This window comes from Roseofilum sp. (assembly GCF_982964205.1).
The window spans coordinates 72,686-90,799 of sequence record NZ_CEZBFX010000003.1 but is presented as its reverse complement, the minus strand read 5'-3'; the positions used below and the strand labels follow the sequence as shown (position 1 = coordinate 90,799).

The window sequence follows — 18,114 nt, the reverse complement described above, 5'->3', positions numbered from 1 at the left end:
ACCATTGAACTTCTCAGGAGAGTGCAAGTTTTCACCCCGATAAAATTCCGATCGAGAAAAACAATGAAATGATTGTTTTAACTCTCGAAATTAGACCCCCAACCTAGGGAAAAAGGTCAACAGCCCCTGAGCTGTGTCCATTCATCTTCAGTCGTAGACCGAAAGGACTCGAATTACCTATGAACACCAAAAACTATGCAACACTAGACGGCAACGAGGCAGTAGCCCGTGTTGCGTACAAACTCAACGAAGTCATTGCCATTTATCCCATTACTCCTTCCTCTCCGATGGGAGAATGGGCAGATGCCTGGATGTCGGAGGGGCGGCCGAACCTATGGGGAACCGTACCCTCAGTCGTAGAAATGCAAAGTGAAGGAGGAGCCGCAGGAGCAGTCCACGGATCGCTACAGGGGGGGTCTTTAACGACGACCTTTACCGCATCTCAAGGGTTGCTGCTCATGATTCCCAACCTCTACAAAATTGCTGGGGAACTAACGGCAGCCGTATTGCATGTTGCGGCTCGTTCGGTTGCGGCTCAAGCTCTGTCCATTTTCGGGGATCATTCAGATGTGATGGCAACGCGGGCAACGGGTTGCGCTCTGCTGTGTTCGGCATCGATACAAGAAGCTCATGATTTAGCGCTGGTGGCTCAAGCAGCTTCTCTTAAGTCCCGTGTGCCCTTTATCCACTTCTTTGACGGTTTTCGGACTTCCCACGAAGTGCAAAAGATCGAACTGCTCGAAGAGAGTGTCCTGCGGGCAATTATTGACGATCGCACCGTCTACGACCATCGATCGCGCGGCCTAACCCCCGATCGCCCCGCTCTGCGCGGAACGGCTCAAAATCCGGATGTTTACTTCCAAGCCAGAGAAAGCGTCAACCCCTTCTATGATGTCTGCGCCGAAGAAGTGCAGAAAGCCATGGATCGGTTCGCCCAACTGACTGGACGCAGATATCAACCCTATGAATACCACGGCGCACCCGATGCCGAGCGCGTTGTCATTCTCATGGGTTCCGGCTGTGAAACCGCCCATGAAACCATTGATTATCTCGTCGCTCAAGGGGAAAAAGTAGGCGTGCTAAAAGTGCGCATGTATCGCCCCTGGGACGGCAGTAAATTCATTAGCGCTCTTCCCGAAACCGTAAAGGCGATCGCCGTTTTAGACCGCACCAAAGAACCTGGCGCATCTGGCGAACCCCTCTACTTAGATGTGGTGACTGCCTTCTACGAAGCCACTTCGACTCCGCTCAGTGAACGGAGTGTGCCTAAAATTGTGGCTGGACGCTATGGCTTATCTTCCAAAGAATTTAACCCCGCCATGGTCAAGAGCGTCTTGGATAACCTCAGCCAAGAATCACCGAAAAACCACTTTACTGTCGGCATCAACGATGACTTGACCAACACCTCTCTAGAGTACGATCCCAGCTTCTCTATCGAACCCGATAGTGTTGTGCGGGCGATGTTCTACGGTTTGGGTTCCGATGGTACAGTTGGAGCCAATAAGAACTCAATTAAAATTATCGGCAACGATACCGATAACTATGCCCAAGGCTACTTTGTTTACGACTCCAAGAAATCCGGCGCGGTTACCGTCTCTCACCTGCGGTTTGGCCCCAATCAGATTCGCAGCACCTATCTGATTACCCAAGCTAACTTTATTGGCTGTCACCAATGGACATTCTTAGAAAAACTCCAAGTGTTGGGATCGGCAGCACCGGGCGCAGTTTTCCTACTTAACAGTCCCTACGGTCCAGAAGAGGTCTGGGATAAACTCCCCTTGGAAATCCAAGAAGTAATTGTGCGCCAAGGTCTGAAATTCTACGTCATCAACGCCAACCAGGTGGCACGGGAAACCGGGATGGGAAATCGGATCAATACGATTATGCAGACCTGTTTCTTTGCCTTGGCAGGAATTTTACCCAGGGATGAGGCGATCGCTCAAATTAAGAAGGCGATCGAAAAAACCTATGGTAAGAAAGGGGCAGAAATTGTTCAATTGAATATCAAAGCTGTCGATCGAACCCTGGATAACCTCTATGAGGTCAACGTCGGCGGTGCCAATAGCAATCTGCATATTTTACCCGCCATTGGAGACGCTGCTCCCCAATTCGTGCAGGAGGTGGAAGGGGTAATGCTTGCCCGGCAAGGAGATAGCCTACCCGTCAGTAAGCTCCCCTGCGATGGAACCTATCCCACCGGAACCTCGAAATGGGAAAAACGGAATGTAGCTCAAGAAATTCCGGTTTGGGACCCGGATGTTTGCGTGCAATGTGGCAAGTGTATTGCTGTTTGTCCCCACGCCACAATTCGCGGTAAAGCCTATGATGCCGGTGCTTTAGCCAATGCACCGGAAAGCTTCAAGTCTATCGATGTCAAAGATAAGGCCTTTGCTGGACAAAAATTCACCATTCAAGTGGCTCCCGAAGATTGCACGGGATGTGGCGTTTGTGTCGATATCTGCCCGGCGAAGAACAAATCCATGCCCTCGAAACGGGCAATTAACATGGAGTCTCAGTTACCCTTGCGGGAACAAGAGAGCCAAAATTGGGACTTCTTCCTCGGACTGCCCAATCCCGATCGCGCGGCCTTAAACTTAGAACGTATTCGCCAACAGCAATGGCAAGAACCTCTGTTTGAGTTCTCTGGAGCCTGCGCCGGTTGTGGGGAAACGCCTTATATTAAACTAGCAACCCAGTTATTCGGCGATCGCATGGTCATCGCTAACGCCACCGGTTGTTCCTCTATCTATGGCGGTAACTTACCCACTACACCTTACAGTGTGAACAGTGAAGGTCGGGGGCCGAGTTGGTCCAATAGCCTGTTTGAAGATAACGCCGAGTTTGGTTTAGGCTTCCAGTTGGCCATTTCCAAACATCAAGAATTTGCCTGCGAACTGGTGCAAAAATTAGCCGGCACCCTAGGGGATAACTTAGTTAGTCAAATCCTCAATAATGGCCAAAAAACCGAAGCGGATATCTACGAGCAACGGCAATATGTAGCCCAAGTGAAAGAACTCCTCGCCGGTAATACCGACCCAGACGCGCAGCAATTGCTCAGTTTAGCCGATTATTTGGTGAAAAAATCCATCTGGATCGTTGGCGGTGATGGTTGGGCTTACGACATTGGCTATGGTGGTTTAGACCATGTGCTGGCATCCGGCCGGAATGTGAATGTTCTGGTGATGGATACGGAAGTATACTCCAATACGGGCGGTCAATCGTCCAAAGCCACCCCCAGGGGAGCCGTCGCTAAATTCGCTGCCGGTGGTAAACCTGCGCCCAAGAAAGATTTAGGTCTGATTGCCATGACCTACGGCAATATCTATGTGGGTTCTGTGGCTCTAGGGGCGCGAGATGAACATACCCTCAAGGTCTTCCTAGAAGCTGAAGCCTATGACGGCCCCTCCTTGATTATTGCGTACTCCCACTGTATCGCCCATGGTATTAATATGACCACTGGTATGAGCCATCAAAAGGCAATTGTAGAAAGTGGTCGCTGGTTGCTCTACCGCTACGATCCCAGACGCACGGAGGCAGGTGAAAATCCCCTACAGTTGGATTCGCGATCGCCCAAGAAAGGCGTTAAAGACTCCATGTACGCCGAAAACCGGTTCAAGATGTTGACCAAAACCAAACCAGAAGACGCAAAACGCTTATTGAAAGAAGCGCAACAAGATGTCAATACCCGGTGGGAAATGTATAAATATCTCGCCGAACGGAGTCTGAAGTCGGAAGAGTAACTCCCTTGGAGTAGGAGATGGGGAGATAGGGGGAAATTCCCTATTCCCTATTCCCCATTCCCTATTCCCCATTACCCATTACCCATTACCCATTACCATGGATTTAACCACAACCTATTTAGGTCTCAATCTGCGATCGCCGATCGTTCCCAGTGCTGCCCTACCCCTCTCGGAAGATATCGACACCATTAAACGTCTCGAAGATGCCGGTGCTGCTGCCGTTGTCCTCCATTCCCTCTTTGAAGAACAACTGCTGCGAGAAAAATTTGAACTGCACCATCACCTCGAATATGGCACAGAAAGCTTTGCTGAAGCCCTATCCTATTTCCCAGAACCTGACGAGTTTCACGTCGGCCCAGAATTGTACTTAAAGCACATTCGCCAAGCCAAAGCAGCCGTTAATATTCCCATTATTGCCAGTCTCAATGGCTTTTCTTCTGGTGGATGGGTGGAATACGCCAAACTCATGCAAGACGAGGGCGCAGACGCGATCGAGTTAAACATCTATTATGTCCCCACTGACTTTGACATGAGTGGCGCACAGGTAGAACAAAACTATATCGACACCTTAAGCGAAGTCAAAAAAGAAGTCACCATTCCCATTGCTCTCAAACTTAGCCCCTTTTTCAGCAACATGGCCAATATGGCCAAACGCTTTAGTGAAATCGGAGCAGATGGGTTAGTGCTGTTTAACCGCTTCCTCCAACCAGACATTAACGCCGAAGATTTAGAGGTAGAAGTCGGTTCTGTCCTCAGCAGTACCCATGACTTGCGCTTGCCCATGCGTTGGATTGCCATTCTTTATGGTCGTATTGATTGCGACCTAGCTGCCACCAGTGGCGTACAACGGGGTCATGATGCGATTAAACTCTTGATGGCTGGCGCATCAGTCACCCAGGTTTGCTCTACCCTGCTCCGTCATGGAATTCACCATATCCAAGTGATGGAAGAAGAAATTAACCATTGGATGGAAGAGCATGGCTATGAGTCCGTGAAGCAAATGCAGGGTTCTATGTCCCAACTCCATTGTGAAGATGAGTCTGCCTATGAACGGGCGCAGTATATGCGGGCGATTACGTCTTATACTCCAACCCATAGTTTAGTCTAGTTCACAACTCAACATAGACCGCAGGTAGGGGCTTTTTCGCCCCTACAGATTTTGTGTAAACACACCAGCTTAACCTGCTATATAGAACAGCTAAAAGCTCCATCAAGTCTATTGTTTGCTCCCCCTATCTCCCCATCCCCCTATCCCCGCATCACAGCGCAAAGCACTGTATCATTCCCACTGACTCACCTCTTCAACCGATAATCCCAAGGCTTCAGCAACTTGCTTGGTACTCAAACCCATACTCAACAGCCGAGGAATAGCTGCTTGCTGGGCACCTTCAGCACGGTTAGCTCGTTGGTTAGCTCTCTCCGCTTCTTGCTGGGCAAGACTAGCTTCCTGCTGGGCACGATTAGCTATTTCCTCTGGCGTGGGAATCCAATTTCCCTCTGCATCGTACCAGCGTAACCATTGTCGTTTTAATCCATGGTATTTCCCGAACCATAATCCTAGTCCTAATTCTAATTCCGGAAACCAGAATTTCGATTCAGTCAGTTCTTGCTCTTGATAGCGATTTCCTTGCAGTTGAAAAACTTGCAACTTGTCTCGATAGCGGTCAAAAACAATATAGTAGGGAATACCAAGAATTTGCTCATAGACTTCCCATTTGGTTGGCTGTTTTCCCTGTCGCTCGGTTTTACCTAAGTCTTCATTGCGGGTTCCTGGGGAGAGTAGTTCCATCATCACAATCGGTGGCACTTCTTCTTGCCAGAACACATAACTTAACCGAGCTTCGGTTTCATCGTACAGGTGAGGCACTCCTACGACAGCATACCAATCCGGTCGCTTGTACCATAGGGTATGTTCGGGGTCATAGTAGAGATTTAAGTCTCCAGCAACTAAGATTTGTTCGGGGGGATAGGTTGGAGGATGAAATGTGGCACTACAGAGTTCTGCTTGCCACAGATGATACAGGTCAGGCAATCCAGAATCTCCTATTTCTTCACTAGGCAGATCGTACATGGTGGGCAGGGTTCCTTTTCCAGGGAAGGGAGGAGAAACCCGTTTGAAAATAGTTTCGGTGGGAGACATGGTCATGGAGTTTAGGTTGGGTGCTTGTATTGTAACAATTTACTTATTACTTATTATTTAACCTATCGCGCACGCGAGGACAGGGTTCAGGCTTCACGGAGGCGATCGCACAATGATCTTTTAAGCAAGATTGCTCAAAGGCGGCTTCTTGTTCTAAAGGTTGGGGATATTGTCCAAATACCATTTCGCAACTGAAATCTTCAAAGTTGGGAGTCATGGTTAAGGGAATGCCAAATTGCTGGGTAAAAAAGTCTTGAGTCGGGAGTTTGCACATATTAATGCACATTCCCACACATCCGCTTTGTTCTAAATAGCGGCATTTTTTAATCTGAACTGCGCTTTTTTGTTGCCGAATTGTTTGATTTTTATTCTTTATTTCTACTGTCTTCGTTTCACACGGACCAACTAACCATTCAAATAAGAGCGTTGCAAACCAGGCATTGGCTTCACACACCCATTGGGTAGGGGAGGTCAATGTCCGGATAATGGTTAAAATGGGAGCAGGAATCAGGGAATTTAAGACCTTTTTCACCAATTGTTGTTGTTCTAAGGAATTGCGTCCCTGCATGATTTTCTGGGATACATCAACAAAGCCTTCATAGCCTATTTTTGAACTACCTTTACCCACCACAGCAGCCATTTTGCGGGTAAAAAGGGCAATAAACAGGCGATCGCAAAGATTGTCGTGGTAAGAGGTAGGTTCGGGCACAGTCATGATGCGGTTAATATCTCAGGAGTCTTTTCAACAGTTGGAGCTTGTTGCCATAGGGGGGATATCGCAAGTTGAGATCCAGCCAAAACCAGCGTCTTAAGACACTTTTGTAATGGCTAAAGGTTTGAAAGCTTGCCAATCCATGATAGCGGCCCATGCCACTTTGTCCAACTCCCCCAAAGGGCAGTTGGGGAATGTTGAACTGTAAAACCGTATCGTTGAGAGCGACAGTTCCCGATGAGACGTGTTGTAGCACTTGGCGCTGAACTGGGGAGCGTTTGGAGAAGAGATAGAGAGCGAGGGGTTTGGGACGTTGATTGATTTCGGCGATCGCCTCCTCAATCTCACCATAGTCTAGAATCGGTAAAATTGGTCCAAAAATCTCCTCTTGCATCACCAAGGAATCCCAGGTTATTCCATCAATCAAAGTGGGGGCAATATAGCAAGTTTCCGCATTGGTGTGCCCTCCACAAAGAATATTCCCTTCTTGCAGTAATCCCTGGAGATGGTTAAACTGTTTGTCATTCACAATGCGGGCATAATCTGGACTTTCTTCCGGGTTTTCACCATAGAAAGCTTTAACTTCAGACAGCATCGCTTGAATTAGATCGGCTTTAACTCGCCGATCTACCAGCACATAATCTGGAGCAATACAAGTTTGTCCGGCATTGATAAATTTACCCCAAATAATCCGCCGCGCTGTGCAAGCCAAGTTACACTCTCGATCCACAATACAAGGACTTTTTCCTCCCAACTCTAACGTCACTGGCGTTAAGTGTTTCACCGCGGCTTCCATGACGATTTTGCCAATTCTAGAACTACCCGTAAATAAAATACGATCGAATTTCTGGGCTAAGAGTTCTTGGCTGACTTCGGCATTTCCTTCGAGTACAGCAATATAGTTAGGATCGAAATTTTCAGTAATGATTTCTGCTAAAATTCCGGAAGTCTTGGGGGCTATCTCCGAAGGCTTAACCACAGCACAATTTCCCGCTGCTATTGCTCCCACCAGGGGCGTTATGGCCAAATTAAACGGATAATTCCAAGCAGAGATAATCAGCACTACACCCAAGGGTTCCGGATAAATTTCGCCGACAGAAGGCCACATCACGAAGGGAGTGAAGGTGCGTTTCGGTTTTACCCATTGATTTAAGTTCTTTAAGGCATAATCAATTTCGGCGATCGGGCTAAATTCATAATAACCCTCTAATTTAGGTTTATTTAAATCCTCTTTCAATCCAGCCAATATTTTGGATTTATTTTGCTCAATTACCGCCCTCAGCCTTTGAAGCTGAGATTTTCTAAATTTCAACTCTCTGGTTTGTCCAGACCGGAAAAAATCTCTCTGTTGAGCAATCAGTTGTTCGCCGTTAATTATCATAAGCTATGATTAAAATCTTGATGTTTTTCTTATATTATCCTCCTTCACATTCTAGATCATTTTGCGATTTCCATAAAATAGAAGAATCCATAGCATCCTTGCTCTCTAATTCTCGGCGATAGGTCATTCCTTATCAGTAATTGTAGCCCATGTGAAATTTGAGTTTGTAACCGAAATATTTCCTTTTGTTCTTTTTGGTTAAGATCTCGATCTGGAGTGGATAATCGAGGGTCTAGATTAGGATCTTCTAGGGGGAGTTCTCGATCGGCTCCTCTTGGCTGATTTTGAGTATTTCTTTTGAATCTAAACTTGATTAATCTTTCTACATACAGTAAAATCACACTGACCCAAATTGTAGCGCCTACAATGACTATAGAAATCCTGATTTGGCGGTGTATATAGGTCGGCTGTAGTTCTTCATAGCCTTTAATTAGGATTTGTTTTAATCTTTCAATAGCATTAGGAGTTAAGCGAGAAATCAGTTGTCCATACAATTGACTATCTCTCTCTGCGATCTCCACAATGGGTATCGGTTGAAACGGAGGAAGATCGGAGGAAATTAAAACGGTATATCCTTGGTATTCTTTGGATGTAATGCTTAAAGTTTTGGGGTTAAATTCGGTGGTAATAACTTGCTTAAGTCTACTTTCAATTTGAATAATGCGCTGCTGTAAAGGCGTTTGGTGTCGGCGAGTTTTTTGGGCTAGAGAAGGACGATCGGAAACATCAAAAAGCTTACGTCCATTGAGGGAGATTGTACCATAGACTAATTGGGAGCTGTCAGCAGTGGTTTGAGATTCTTGAGCGCCACCAACAACAGGGGGAAGTTGTGCTGATGCAGCAGTCAAAAGGTTAGGGAGAAATATTGTTAGCATAGCGATCGCCATACTAACCCAGATGAATCGACTATATCGTTTGAGCATATCTAACCACAAGGATAGCGATCGCCTGTCAGTTTACCATTCAAGCGATCGCTGTTCTGTTATCCTTCATCGCTGAGAGTCCCTTCAAGCCTGGGGATGTCCCTCCTGATGACTCCTCTCCCAGCATCGCTCCAGAAGGATTAATTGATAGCGATACCAAAATTGCTGGGGACTCCAGATCGTGGGAGACTCTGGGTTAAACAAGGGTTGCTGAAGATAAGCCCATAATGGGAGCCAAAAGGTGTAATAGTTAAACTTCATGGTTATCTAAACGGTTAAGATGGTGAGATTTACAATGACAGTCCACCTAGATGGCAGGTGAGTCAGGATTGAGCCGTTATATCCCTTCCTTTCTCTACTGTGCCAAACTCATCGGCAGACTTGCTGAAATGTTGCATTCTTTGACAAAACTTGACATTTAACTTAAAACTCCACCGATCAAGTCGAGAACAGGCGAACCCCTTCCCCAGACAGAAACAGGTTTTAATCCAATCCTCCTGGAGTCACCACCCAAAAAAGGCTATAGTCGGACATTGACTTGGAAAAGTTCCCGTAACGCTCCATCGGATAGATACAGAGACAGCTATCTTGCTAATTTCCCCTCTCTATTGTCTATTGTCTAACCTGCACAGCTCATTCTTTCAGCAAACCCTAAATCAAGTTATTTGAGATAGTTTTGAATAGAAGGGACATCGAGGGTTTCATTATTAATCACTAACGCGATATTGATATTTTCCAGGAAATTAACAAACCATTGAATTTGATCCAGAGGCTTAGACTCATAATAATTAAACCACTGAAATAATTGTCGTCCTAAATTAGATTGACTTTGTCCAGAAATCAAAACAACTTTCAGCAACAAAGCGCTAGTCTTGAGTTCCCCTAAGCTCGCAATTAAATTAATGAAAATATAGTGGTTTGGATCGTTGGGACTCTCAATCAAAAACCTCAATAGTCTCTCGCAAGTTTGATTGAGCAACAGTGAATTAAATCCTTCATTATCTTGTTCGGGCAACAAACTTTTGAGTTGTCGTCTTAATTTGAAATTAAATTGCTGAGACCGAAAATCAGCATCAATTGCGGTAATGATATACTGATAAAAATCATCTTTAAATTCTTGATATGACTCAACTTGTTCTGTGTGTTCTAGGAATGCTCTAGCTAAATCTTTATAACTAGAATTTCCTTCCACTTTTCCTGTAAACTGTTTAATCGCTAAATACAAATCCTGGTCACTAAGCAAGGTGGGATTAGCAAAAGGCTTTTGACTGGCTACACCTGATGTTTTTTTAATTAAATATTTGGCATATTGGGATAGACTAAGTTCAAATTCCCATTGCCGTTCTGCTTGAATTTCTTGCAACAGTTGTTGGTGTTCCCTTGAGCTACTAGAAGACACGAGAGAATAGCGATAGAGATAAGGGTATCGATGAATTTGGGTTTTGAGTGGAGAAGTTAAAATGGGCGATAATTTTGATTTAGAATCAGATTTATTTTTAATTAAAATACGCAGAAATTGATAATCTTCAGTTTCCTCAAACTCTTTAACTGTTGCGTGAATAATCGGCTCAACAAAAAGCTTGTCGATCATTTTGTATTCATGACTTTCGCAAAACCGATCGACCATCTTTTTGAGTTGGTCAACATATTTCGGCAAAGGAGAAGAATAAGAATATTGGTTTTCTTTTTGCTGATTGAACAGGGCAATTAATCCAACAATGGCGATTTTTGATGCAGCGCGCATTTGCCAATGATTGATTAAAATATAAAAACAGCGATTCAAGATTTTGTTAAACTGATGTTGTTCGGGGACTTGAATAACTAGCCGTCGAATAACTGCACTGATTTCAATATCTGGATATCCAATAACTTCAATCAGCAATTTATGAACTCTTTGAATCATCACAGCCGGAGATTCTTCTTGCACCCAATACAGAAGATGATCGTAAAGAGTTTGTTCATCTGATAAACATTTCTTGGTCAATGATTTAACGGATTTATCCGGGCTATACCCCAGACAACTCTCCAGCCATTTAAAGTTAAACGTATCGGCATAAATTTGGTTATAAACTCTGAGGATAGGACGAGCATAGTGATGGCCAAATGGTAATTTAATCGCTAAACCACTCAACCGTAGTTCAGTTTGCTGTGGACTCTCTTCTGATGGAATTTCACCTTGCTTTAAAATTTGCCAATATAACTCTAATAAAGACTTTCGATTGGGACTTTCAAGCAGGCGATCGCGAATAGATCTGAGGTGTTCTGGTTCATCTTGAGTTTCCCAATTATGGAGGATTTTTCTATAAACCAACTGATGGACTGTTTTGCGTTCTTGATTGAGGGAAATAAAGTCATCTCCATTGGCGACTAAATGGCATAACTTTTGGGTTAAGAATGGCTTTCCTCCTGTCCAATTTAAAATGGATTTGAGAACTATTTTGGGATCTCTGGCTTTCATGACTAATCCTTCTGCTAACCCTAAACAATCTTGGAATTGAAATCCAGTGAGCTGAATTTCTAGACCCATATCAAAAGGACTGATTTCAGGTTGAGAACTGAGTTCTGATGGACTAGCAACACCCAATAAAACCCAAGTGAGGCGGTGATAGTCTGGATTTTTTTTTCGATTTTGATAGCAAGATCGAATTAAGCCAAAGAATTCATCAATTGGGAATTTTAAGCCCAAAACACTATCAATTTCATCGACAAAAATGACAATATTATGGGGGATATGAAATAAAATGACTTCGGTTAACAATAGACGCAGCCGCTCGACGGGAGGAAAAGAGAGGCGATCGCGCCACCATCTGGGTAAATTTACTTTATCGACTAAATTAAAGCTACTTAACACCGAATAGGCAAAGGCAGCATACCATTCTTCTGTGGTGATATTGCAGCTAAAAATAGCAGTTAAATCGACTACCCCACAAACAATTCCCCGGTTTCTGAGTAGCTCAATGGTGCGGACTCGTAAAGAGGATTTTCCCATTTGCCGGGAGTTGAGAACATAGCAAAATTCTCCGGCTAGAACCCCGCGAAATAAATCAGCATCGGCTTGACGAACCACATAAGTTGGAGAATTCAGGGGTAAGCTACCACCAAATTGATATTCATACATTTTTGTAAATGTGTTATTCATGACTCCCCTAGATAAACGCACCACACTGAAAAAAAAATCAAGAGAGCTGGACTCGAAAATATTGACGATATAAATTACATCTAGGGATGACATTGTGACCTTGTACATGGATTAACCCCATGCTGTGTAACTTAAATGCTTGGATGGATTCCAGTTGCATTTCTTGGGGACTAGTTACTACTTTTTTGAGGGCTTCTTTTAGAACAGAATGGTGATGTAAATTCCATAAGTGTCGCCTTAAATGATCGCTATATAATCCTGCATCGGTAGCCGCTGTTTCTAAGACTGTTTTTAAGGTTATTTCGTGGCGAGCAATATGGTAGAGTGCTAATCGGACTAAATAGGGGTGTCCTCCTACCATAGACATGAGTTGATTGACTTCTGAGATTGTCCAATCTAAGCCATGACGATGAGCGAGTTCGAGGATTTTCTCAGGGGGAAATTCGGGGAGTTCAATGGGTAAGCCGACATTAAAGGGGGATTGGTTAATACTCATGGGAACATAGACTTCTGTGGAATGGACAACGACTAAGCGTAGTTGTTTCCAAATCTCTCGGTTTTTCCCTTCTTCATGCCAGGCTCGCAGGAGGCTAAAAAAGTCTGAGGCAATGTCGGGAAAAGAGAAAACCACATCGACTTCATCTAATCCTAAAACTAGGGGAGATTCGCAGTAGGGAAGAATATAGTTCTCAAAGTAGGATTTGCAGGCAACTTTGGCTCCAAAAATGCTGTTCCAATGCTCTTCAAAGTTAACGGGGAGGTTTATTTGCAGGCTAATATTGGCACAAAACCATTTGAGAAAGAGTTCAAGATCGGTGAAGACTTTGCTGTCGGCAAGTTGAAAACTGAGGGGAACGGTGGCATAGTCAACGGTGCAGGCATGGTGTAAGATTCGAGCCATAAGGGAGGTTTTTCCCATTTGTCGAGGTGCTTTGATGCGAATTAAGGCTCCGGGTTTTTCGATCGCCTCATAACATCGCGTTTCAATTCTGGGCCGTTCGATATAAAATGCTGAGGCCAGCTCTACTTGTCCTCTGGGTATTTCGGGTTCGGCAATGGGTTGGGGGGGAGATTTGGGTAAGATAGCGTAGGATTGATTGGTGGGTTGCTCTGGGGGAGAGAGTTCGTTCATCTGCTGGCGATCGCCCTCAGCCAACAGTTGCAATAGGGTTTTAATTAACTTGGGAGTATCATCTGGCGATCGCCATCTTAACCTCGGTAAATCCTGTAAATATCCCCGCAAGTCGTGGTTGAGCAAGCTAAATGAATTCTTGATTTCTAACGGAATAATATGAGGAAGTCCTTGTTGACGAGACTCTTGTAAAGACTTGACAATTCGCACCTCTTCGGTAATCATTTCACTCACCGCAGAAAGAGGCGAAAGCAATAGTAAAACCTCTTCACAGGTATTCAATTCTCGGTAAATTTGTTGCAAGCCATTTTTGGCCATCCGCAGGCAATTATCGGCTAAAGTCACCGTATAACCGGAGTTTCTCAGGGTTTCGTAGAGTTGGGAAATCAGGCTTAAAGGCGGATCGGTGGGACTTTGATAGTAACTGAGCAGGATATGATGTTTTTGGGGTTGGGGTTCCCGGCTGGTTTTCAGCGCTTCCCCAATTAACTCTGGACGATATTTAGCGATCAGCGCAACTAATTCCCCACGACGGGAATATCCCGCTTCTTGCGGATCGACATCTCCCAAAAATGCATCACAGATATGTTGGATATGTTTGCGTACCGTCACCGGTTGAATATAAAGCTGTTCGGCGATCGCCGTATCTTCTTCACCGGCTAACACTTTCAGCAGCACTTCTTGTCGCCTAGGGGTAAGATTAGCAAAGGATTGGATAAACTGAATCTGGTTCATCAGATTACACAAAGAAACAACACATCGGGGATGAGACGATGGCTCTAAGAGAACCCGAATCTTCTTCTATTGTTTATTAATATCGTCAGAACTGCCACTGAGGACAATTGTGTATGCAAACACCACATCACAGAGCAATGGGTGAAAATTATCGCTTCTGTGAATCTTGCTTACACAAAACCCCCTCATCTCCCTAACGTCAGTCATAGTAGAAGCATCAGAGTCATCATTGTCCTGTTTGGTCTGACCTTCGGGTTTGCCTATCCTTGAGACGAATCTTTATGAGTTGCTTGAACCTAGGGTGAGTTGAGTTTTTATATAGCGCTCAACTCCTCAGAGATAGTAAGGCTTTGAGGATCTCTGCTCCTTTGATGCTAAGTCGTGTTCCAAACTGATGTGCAGGCTACTTGATTGCAGTCTGCACTATTTTTTTTAAAGGACGCTACACGTTGGTTATGGGTAATGGGTACTAGGTTTCTGCCATTAACAGCGTTATAGTCGAGATCGAGCTGATCGATGACAGTTCTTTGGATGTTATAGAATATCGAAACAATCATATACCACAACCCTATTCCCTATTCCCTAGCGCGAAGCACTATATCTCTTATGCAAACGAAACGCTGGATTTTAGTTCTATCAAGTTTATATTTAAGTGCTGCGATCGCCGGTTGCGCTCTTCCGGGTAATAGCCAAGAGGCGATCGCCGAAATTAGTGTGACTCAAGTCAGGCAACTGGCGGCTGATAAGCCCGGAATTTTAGCCGAACAAGCCCTATTTATTGATGTTCGCACCCCTCAAGAATATGCCCAAGATCGCATTGGAGAGAGTCCTTTAATTCCCCTAGCAGAAATTGAATCAGGAGAAGCGATTGAAAAAATTCGTCAATTAGCCAGCGATCGTCTAGTTATCCTCTATTGCTTCTCTGGAGTTCGCTCCGGTATCGCCCAACAGATCCTAGAACAAGCCGGTATTGAAACCGTAAGTCTAGAAGGAGGCATTCAAGCCTGGCGGAAAACCATTCCTGCCACCACAGAAGCCAACCTCTTTTAATCGGCAGTCGGCAGTCGGCAGTAGAAAAACAACCGGTTTTCCCCTATTCCCTATTCCCCATTCCCAAGGGCTAAAAAATAGGGGGTGAATCTCACCCCCTCATCCGATCTACAAATTTTACTGAAAGCACTCAACGCATCTATTGTTAATCAGGAGAAATCTATTAAGAACTCAACTATCCCAGAATGTTATTTACTGGCTCTTCTCTTCATACCGAACAGTCCAGCAGCCAGCAGACCTAAAGCAGCAGCAGCACTAGGTTCAGGAACATCAGCCGGAGGATTGTATGGCTCTTCCCCATTGCCGAATGCCCATAAGGTCGAATGGGAGAGCGCTTGTGCCTTGCCTCGTCCATTCGTGGATACACCATTAGTTGTAAATGTTCCAGAGAGGAAACCATCTGCATCTAAAAGGTTTTGGCTAATATTCTCGAACAGGAAAACACTGTATTTATTAGAAGCTTTGAGGCTCAAGGCAAAGGTCGTGGTTCCATCTGCTCCGAAGTCCAGTAAGTCACCATCAACACTCCAACCACCACTCGTCGAACCGTTAGCTGCTGTGACAGCATCATTACCATCATCGGACTTACCAGCCTCTGACCAGTTGGTGGTTAAATCGGAGAATAAGCCACCATTGAGATCTCCAATTAGAGTTGACCTAGCTCCGGTATCGTTACCTGAACCTTCTGCACAAGCACTGAAGGAGATTCCTGCCACGGTAACGGTTGAGTCATTACAGTCGATCGCGTGAGCATCAACAGCAGAGAAGCCAAGGAACGTAGTCGCAAGTAGTGTAGAACCAATTAAGCTAGAGATAGCAGATTTCATCATTATATAATTCCTAGAACTTAACACTTGGCATCAGCAGATCATTGTGCTGTCCTTGCCTCCTGATATTTCCATGATAGGCACACAGTAGAGGAGTGTCCACAGAAAAAAACACATTTTACTGACTCTTCATGTTAGAGCGTTTTTTTATGATTTTGAGGTTAATTTTCCGTAGTTTACGGATACCTTGAAAAGCTGAAATTCTTGTTTTCTGGGGACTATGGGCAAAGAATTGCTGATTTTTACGGAATTTATCCCAGGGATTTTCAGTTTAGGAAAAGATCTACTCTTTTTGACTCCGTACCTATTCCTGCATTTCTGCGGATAACCGAAATTAAACATCCGTATTTCTGTATTGAGATCGGATTAGAGTCTGACTGCCTCTTCTGTTGATCGTGAACCTCCCCGTCGCTAGGAGATCTAAAGGAGCCACAACACTGGCTTCAGGAATTGCCTTGGGAGTTGGACTAAAGTCAAAGGAAGCGATCGCTTTCCTCATCATTCTATGGTAGACCGGTCTTTTGAGAACTTCTACCGGGAAAACTCTGGGAAAATCAGAGTTTACAGACTCTTCATATTCATCGATCATTACATAGAGCCATATGAAGTTTTGATGAAGATCGAGACGCTTATAATTCCCTATTCCCAGAGAAAAAACCTGGACAGTACGACTGACTCAGCCACTACTCGGGTCAGGTCGTGCGATCGCACGACCTGCTCAAAAACAAATGAGTAAGTTTTGAGATTTATGAAGAGCTGAATGGGGTAGGATGTACGATTTAATGACTTTTTTGTATTTTGAGATACAGTTTTGAAAATTGATTTATGGTTGGAAAAGATGCAAGTGCCTCTACCCTGAGGTCAGGAGTTTGAAGGATGTCCATCTTAACTCAATCGCCAAAGGCGATCGCCACTCAATCCGGTTTTACTTCCTTTTCGAGTCCCCTCCAGTCCGATTCCTGGATTATGCTAACGGAACGCCCCAGCCATTGGGCCGCAGATGAAGCCCTATTATTATGTAACCAATCCCCGGGCTAAAGCGACGGGGCTTTCTAGCCCTAACCTGTTACTCTGTCTAGCAGAGAGCAAGACAGCAGGCTGGCGCTTTCGAGGCGGGTTACAACGCCTCCAAGACGTTTGATATTGTTGGCTCCATTCAAGTCAGCGTCACCTTTCCATCCGCAATACCCACACTTGAAAGTCTTGCCAGAACGGTAAGACTTTCCTTTTTCGGGGTGGATGTGCAGGCATCGATGACAAGTCTGGCTGGTGTACGCAGGATTCACCAGAACAACGGGGACACCTTTAGCCGCTGCTTTGTAGTCGATAAACATCCTGAGTTGATAGAATGCCCAACTATTGGAACGCCTACGCTCAGTTTTGCTTCTTAGCTGCTGGTTGGTACGCTCCCGAATCCCGGTCAAGTCTTCCAGCGCAATCGCTTGATTCGCTGAGTATGCACACTCAACAATCCGTTTACTAATGTTGTGGTTTACCCATGTCTGATAACGCTTCTCTCTGCCAGATAGCCGTTTCAGCAGTCGCTTACTGCTCTTTGTGCCTTTCCGTTGGATAGAAGCTCGACGAAGAGCAAACCTATCTCGCTTCGCTTTTACCTCATTCCCTGAAAACCTCTCCCCCTCTGAGCTAATCGCTAAGTCTGTACGCCCCAGGTCAACGCCTTTAACCCCCGAATCATTGATCGGCTCAGGGGTTTCGTCCTTGACCTGGACGTGCAGGTAGAACAGTCCATCCCGGTGTTTGCAAAGCGTGGCTGACGTAGGGGTATGTCCCTTCAGTTTACCGATCTGGTAGTTACCGAGAACCATTGGCATAACCAATCTGCCATCGACTGTTGTCAGGCTGGCAGATTGGTCTTTTTCTCGATAGCTGAAGATACGAGCGTCATAGTCCGCTGATGTGGACTTGAAGCTCTTAACTGGCTTGCCTACCTTACGGTTGGCAGCTACCCTCGCACAAGCCCTTACAGCCAAATTCGCCGACAAGCCAAATCGACTGCGGATTTCTTTATAGGTCTCTGCCTGAATCCGGTTCTTATTCTTGATTTTGGGGTTTACAGTTTCATTGACGTAGTTACAAGCCTCAGCAAACGCCACCAGAGTTTTATCAAGCTTTTGAGCTTGTTCTGGCGTGGGGTTAAGCTGGCAAACTATCGTCAACGTTTGTTTCATGGCTATATTATTAATTCACCTAGGTGAATGCAGGCGACTAAACTCGCCGTTCGTTTTTCCTCCCCGCGAAGACAGCGACGGGGAGGAAAAACGTATCGGAGGCTTTACGTGAAGTTTCGCCAGGTGAATGGATGAGCTGGGTT

The 18,114-nt window shown here is 45.1% G+C and carries 12 protein-coding genes; 4 read left to right on the top strand and 8 right to left on the bottom strand.

What is annotated here, in order from left to right:
- Window positions 1-179: 179 nt before the first annotated feature.
- Window positions 180-3,740 (top strand): pyruvate:ferredoxin (flavodoxin) oxidoreductase, encoded by a 3,561-nt coding sequence (gene nifJ, locus AC3A14_RS01570; protein WP_318731758.1) that lies wholly within the window; start codon window positions 180-182, stop codon window positions 3,738-3,740.
- Window positions 3,741-3,837: 97 nt separating this feature from the next.
- Window positions 3,838-4,848, top strand: coding sequence for a dihydroorotate dehydrogenase-like protein (locus AC3A14_RS01565; RefSeq protein ID WP_318702123.1), 1,011 nt, complete (start codon window positions 3,838-3,840; stop codon window positions 4,846-4,848).
- Between the two features lie 171 nt (window positions 4,849-5,019).
- Here AC3A14_RS01565 and AC3A14_RS01560 read toward each other — a convergent pair whose 3' ends face one another.
- The 6 genes from AC3A14_RS01560 to AC3A14_RS01535 form a co-directional block, all read right to left on the bottom strand.
- Window positions 5,020-5,886 (bottom strand): Uma2 family endonuclease, encoded by an 867-nt coding sequence (locus tag AC3A14_RS01560; RefSeq protein ID WP_318719067.1) that lies wholly within the window; start codon window positions 5,884-5,886, stop codon window positions 5,020-5,022.
- Between the two features lie 40 nt (window positions 5,887-5,926).
- The gene (locus AC3A14_RS01555; protein WP_318702125.1) at window positions 5,927-6,595 is read right to left on the bottom strand and encodes a DUF4033 domain-containing protein; all 669 of its coding nucleotides are present in this window, start codon (window positions 6,593-6,595) and stop codon (window positions 5,927-5,929) included.
- Window positions 6,596-6,602: 7 nt separating this feature from the next.
- Complete coding sequence (locus AC3A14_RS01550; protein WP_318731759.1) at window positions 6,603-7,973, bottom strand: aldehyde dehydrogenase; 1,371 nt, start codon at window positions 7,971-7,973, stop codon at window positions 6,603-6,605.
- Window positions 7,974-8,029: 56 nt separating this feature from the next.
- A complete protein-coding gene (locus tag AC3A14_RS01545) occupies window positions 8,030-8,896 on the bottom strand; it encodes a hypothetical protein (protein WP_318731760.1) in 867 nt (288 codons plus the stop codon).
- A 661-nt stretch (window positions 8,897-9,557) separates the two neighbouring features.
- Window positions 9,558-12,035 carry an AAA-like domain-containing protein gene (locus AC3A14_RS01540; RefSeq protein WP_318731761.1) on the bottom strand — a complete coding sequence of 826 codons (2,478 nt, stop codon included), beginning with the start codon at window positions 12,033-12,035 and terminating at the stop codon, window positions 9,558-9,560.
- A gap of 37 nt (window positions 12,036-12,072) precedes the next feature.
- Window positions 12,073-13,902 carry an AAA-like domain-containing protein gene (locus AC3A14_RS01535; protein WP_318731762.1) on the bottom strand — a complete coding sequence of 610 codons (1,830 nt, stop codon included), beginning with the start codon at window positions 13,900-13,902 and terminating at the stop codon, window positions 12,073-12,075.
- 606 nt (window positions 13,903-14,508) lie between these two features.
- Between AC3A14_RS01535 and AC3A14_RS01530 the strand changes: the two genes are divergently transcribed.
- Window positions 14,509-14,952 carry a rhodanese-like domain-containing protein gene (locus AC3A14_RS01530; protein WP_318731763.1) on the top strand — a complete coding sequence of 148 codons (444 nt, stop codon included), beginning with the start codon at window positions 14,509-14,511 and terminating at the stop codon, window positions 14,950-14,952.
- 188 nt (window positions 14,953-15,140) lie between these two features.
- Here AC3A14_RS01530 and AC3A14_RS01525 read toward each other — a convergent pair whose 3' ends face one another.
- On the bottom strand, window positions 15,141-15,782 hold the full coding sequence (locus tag AC3A14_RS01525) for a PEP-CTERM sorting domain-containing protein (protein ID WP_318731764.1): 642 nt from the start codon (window positions 15,780-15,782) through the stop codon (window positions 15,141-15,143).
- Window positions 15,783-16,655: 873 nt separating this feature from the next.
- Here AC3A14_RS01525 and AC3A14_RS01520 point away from each other — a divergent pair.
- Window positions 16,656-16,817 (top strand): hypothetical protein, encoded by a 162-nt coding sequence (locus AC3A14_RS01520; protein ID WP_318702132.1) that lies wholly within the window; start codon window positions 16,656-16,658, stop codon window positions 16,815-16,817.
- Between the two features lie 20 nt (window positions 16,818-16,837).
- Here AC3A14_RS01520 and AC3A14_RS01515 read toward each other — a convergent pair whose 3' ends face one another.
- Complete coding sequence (locus tag AC3A14_RS01515; RefSeq protein WP_487778898.1) at window positions 16,838-17,971, bottom strand: RNA-guided endonuclease InsQ/TnpB family protein; 1,134 nt, start codon at window positions 17,969-17,971, stop codon at window positions 16,838-16,840.
- Between the last annotated feature and the right edge of the window lie 143 nt (window positions 17,972-18,114).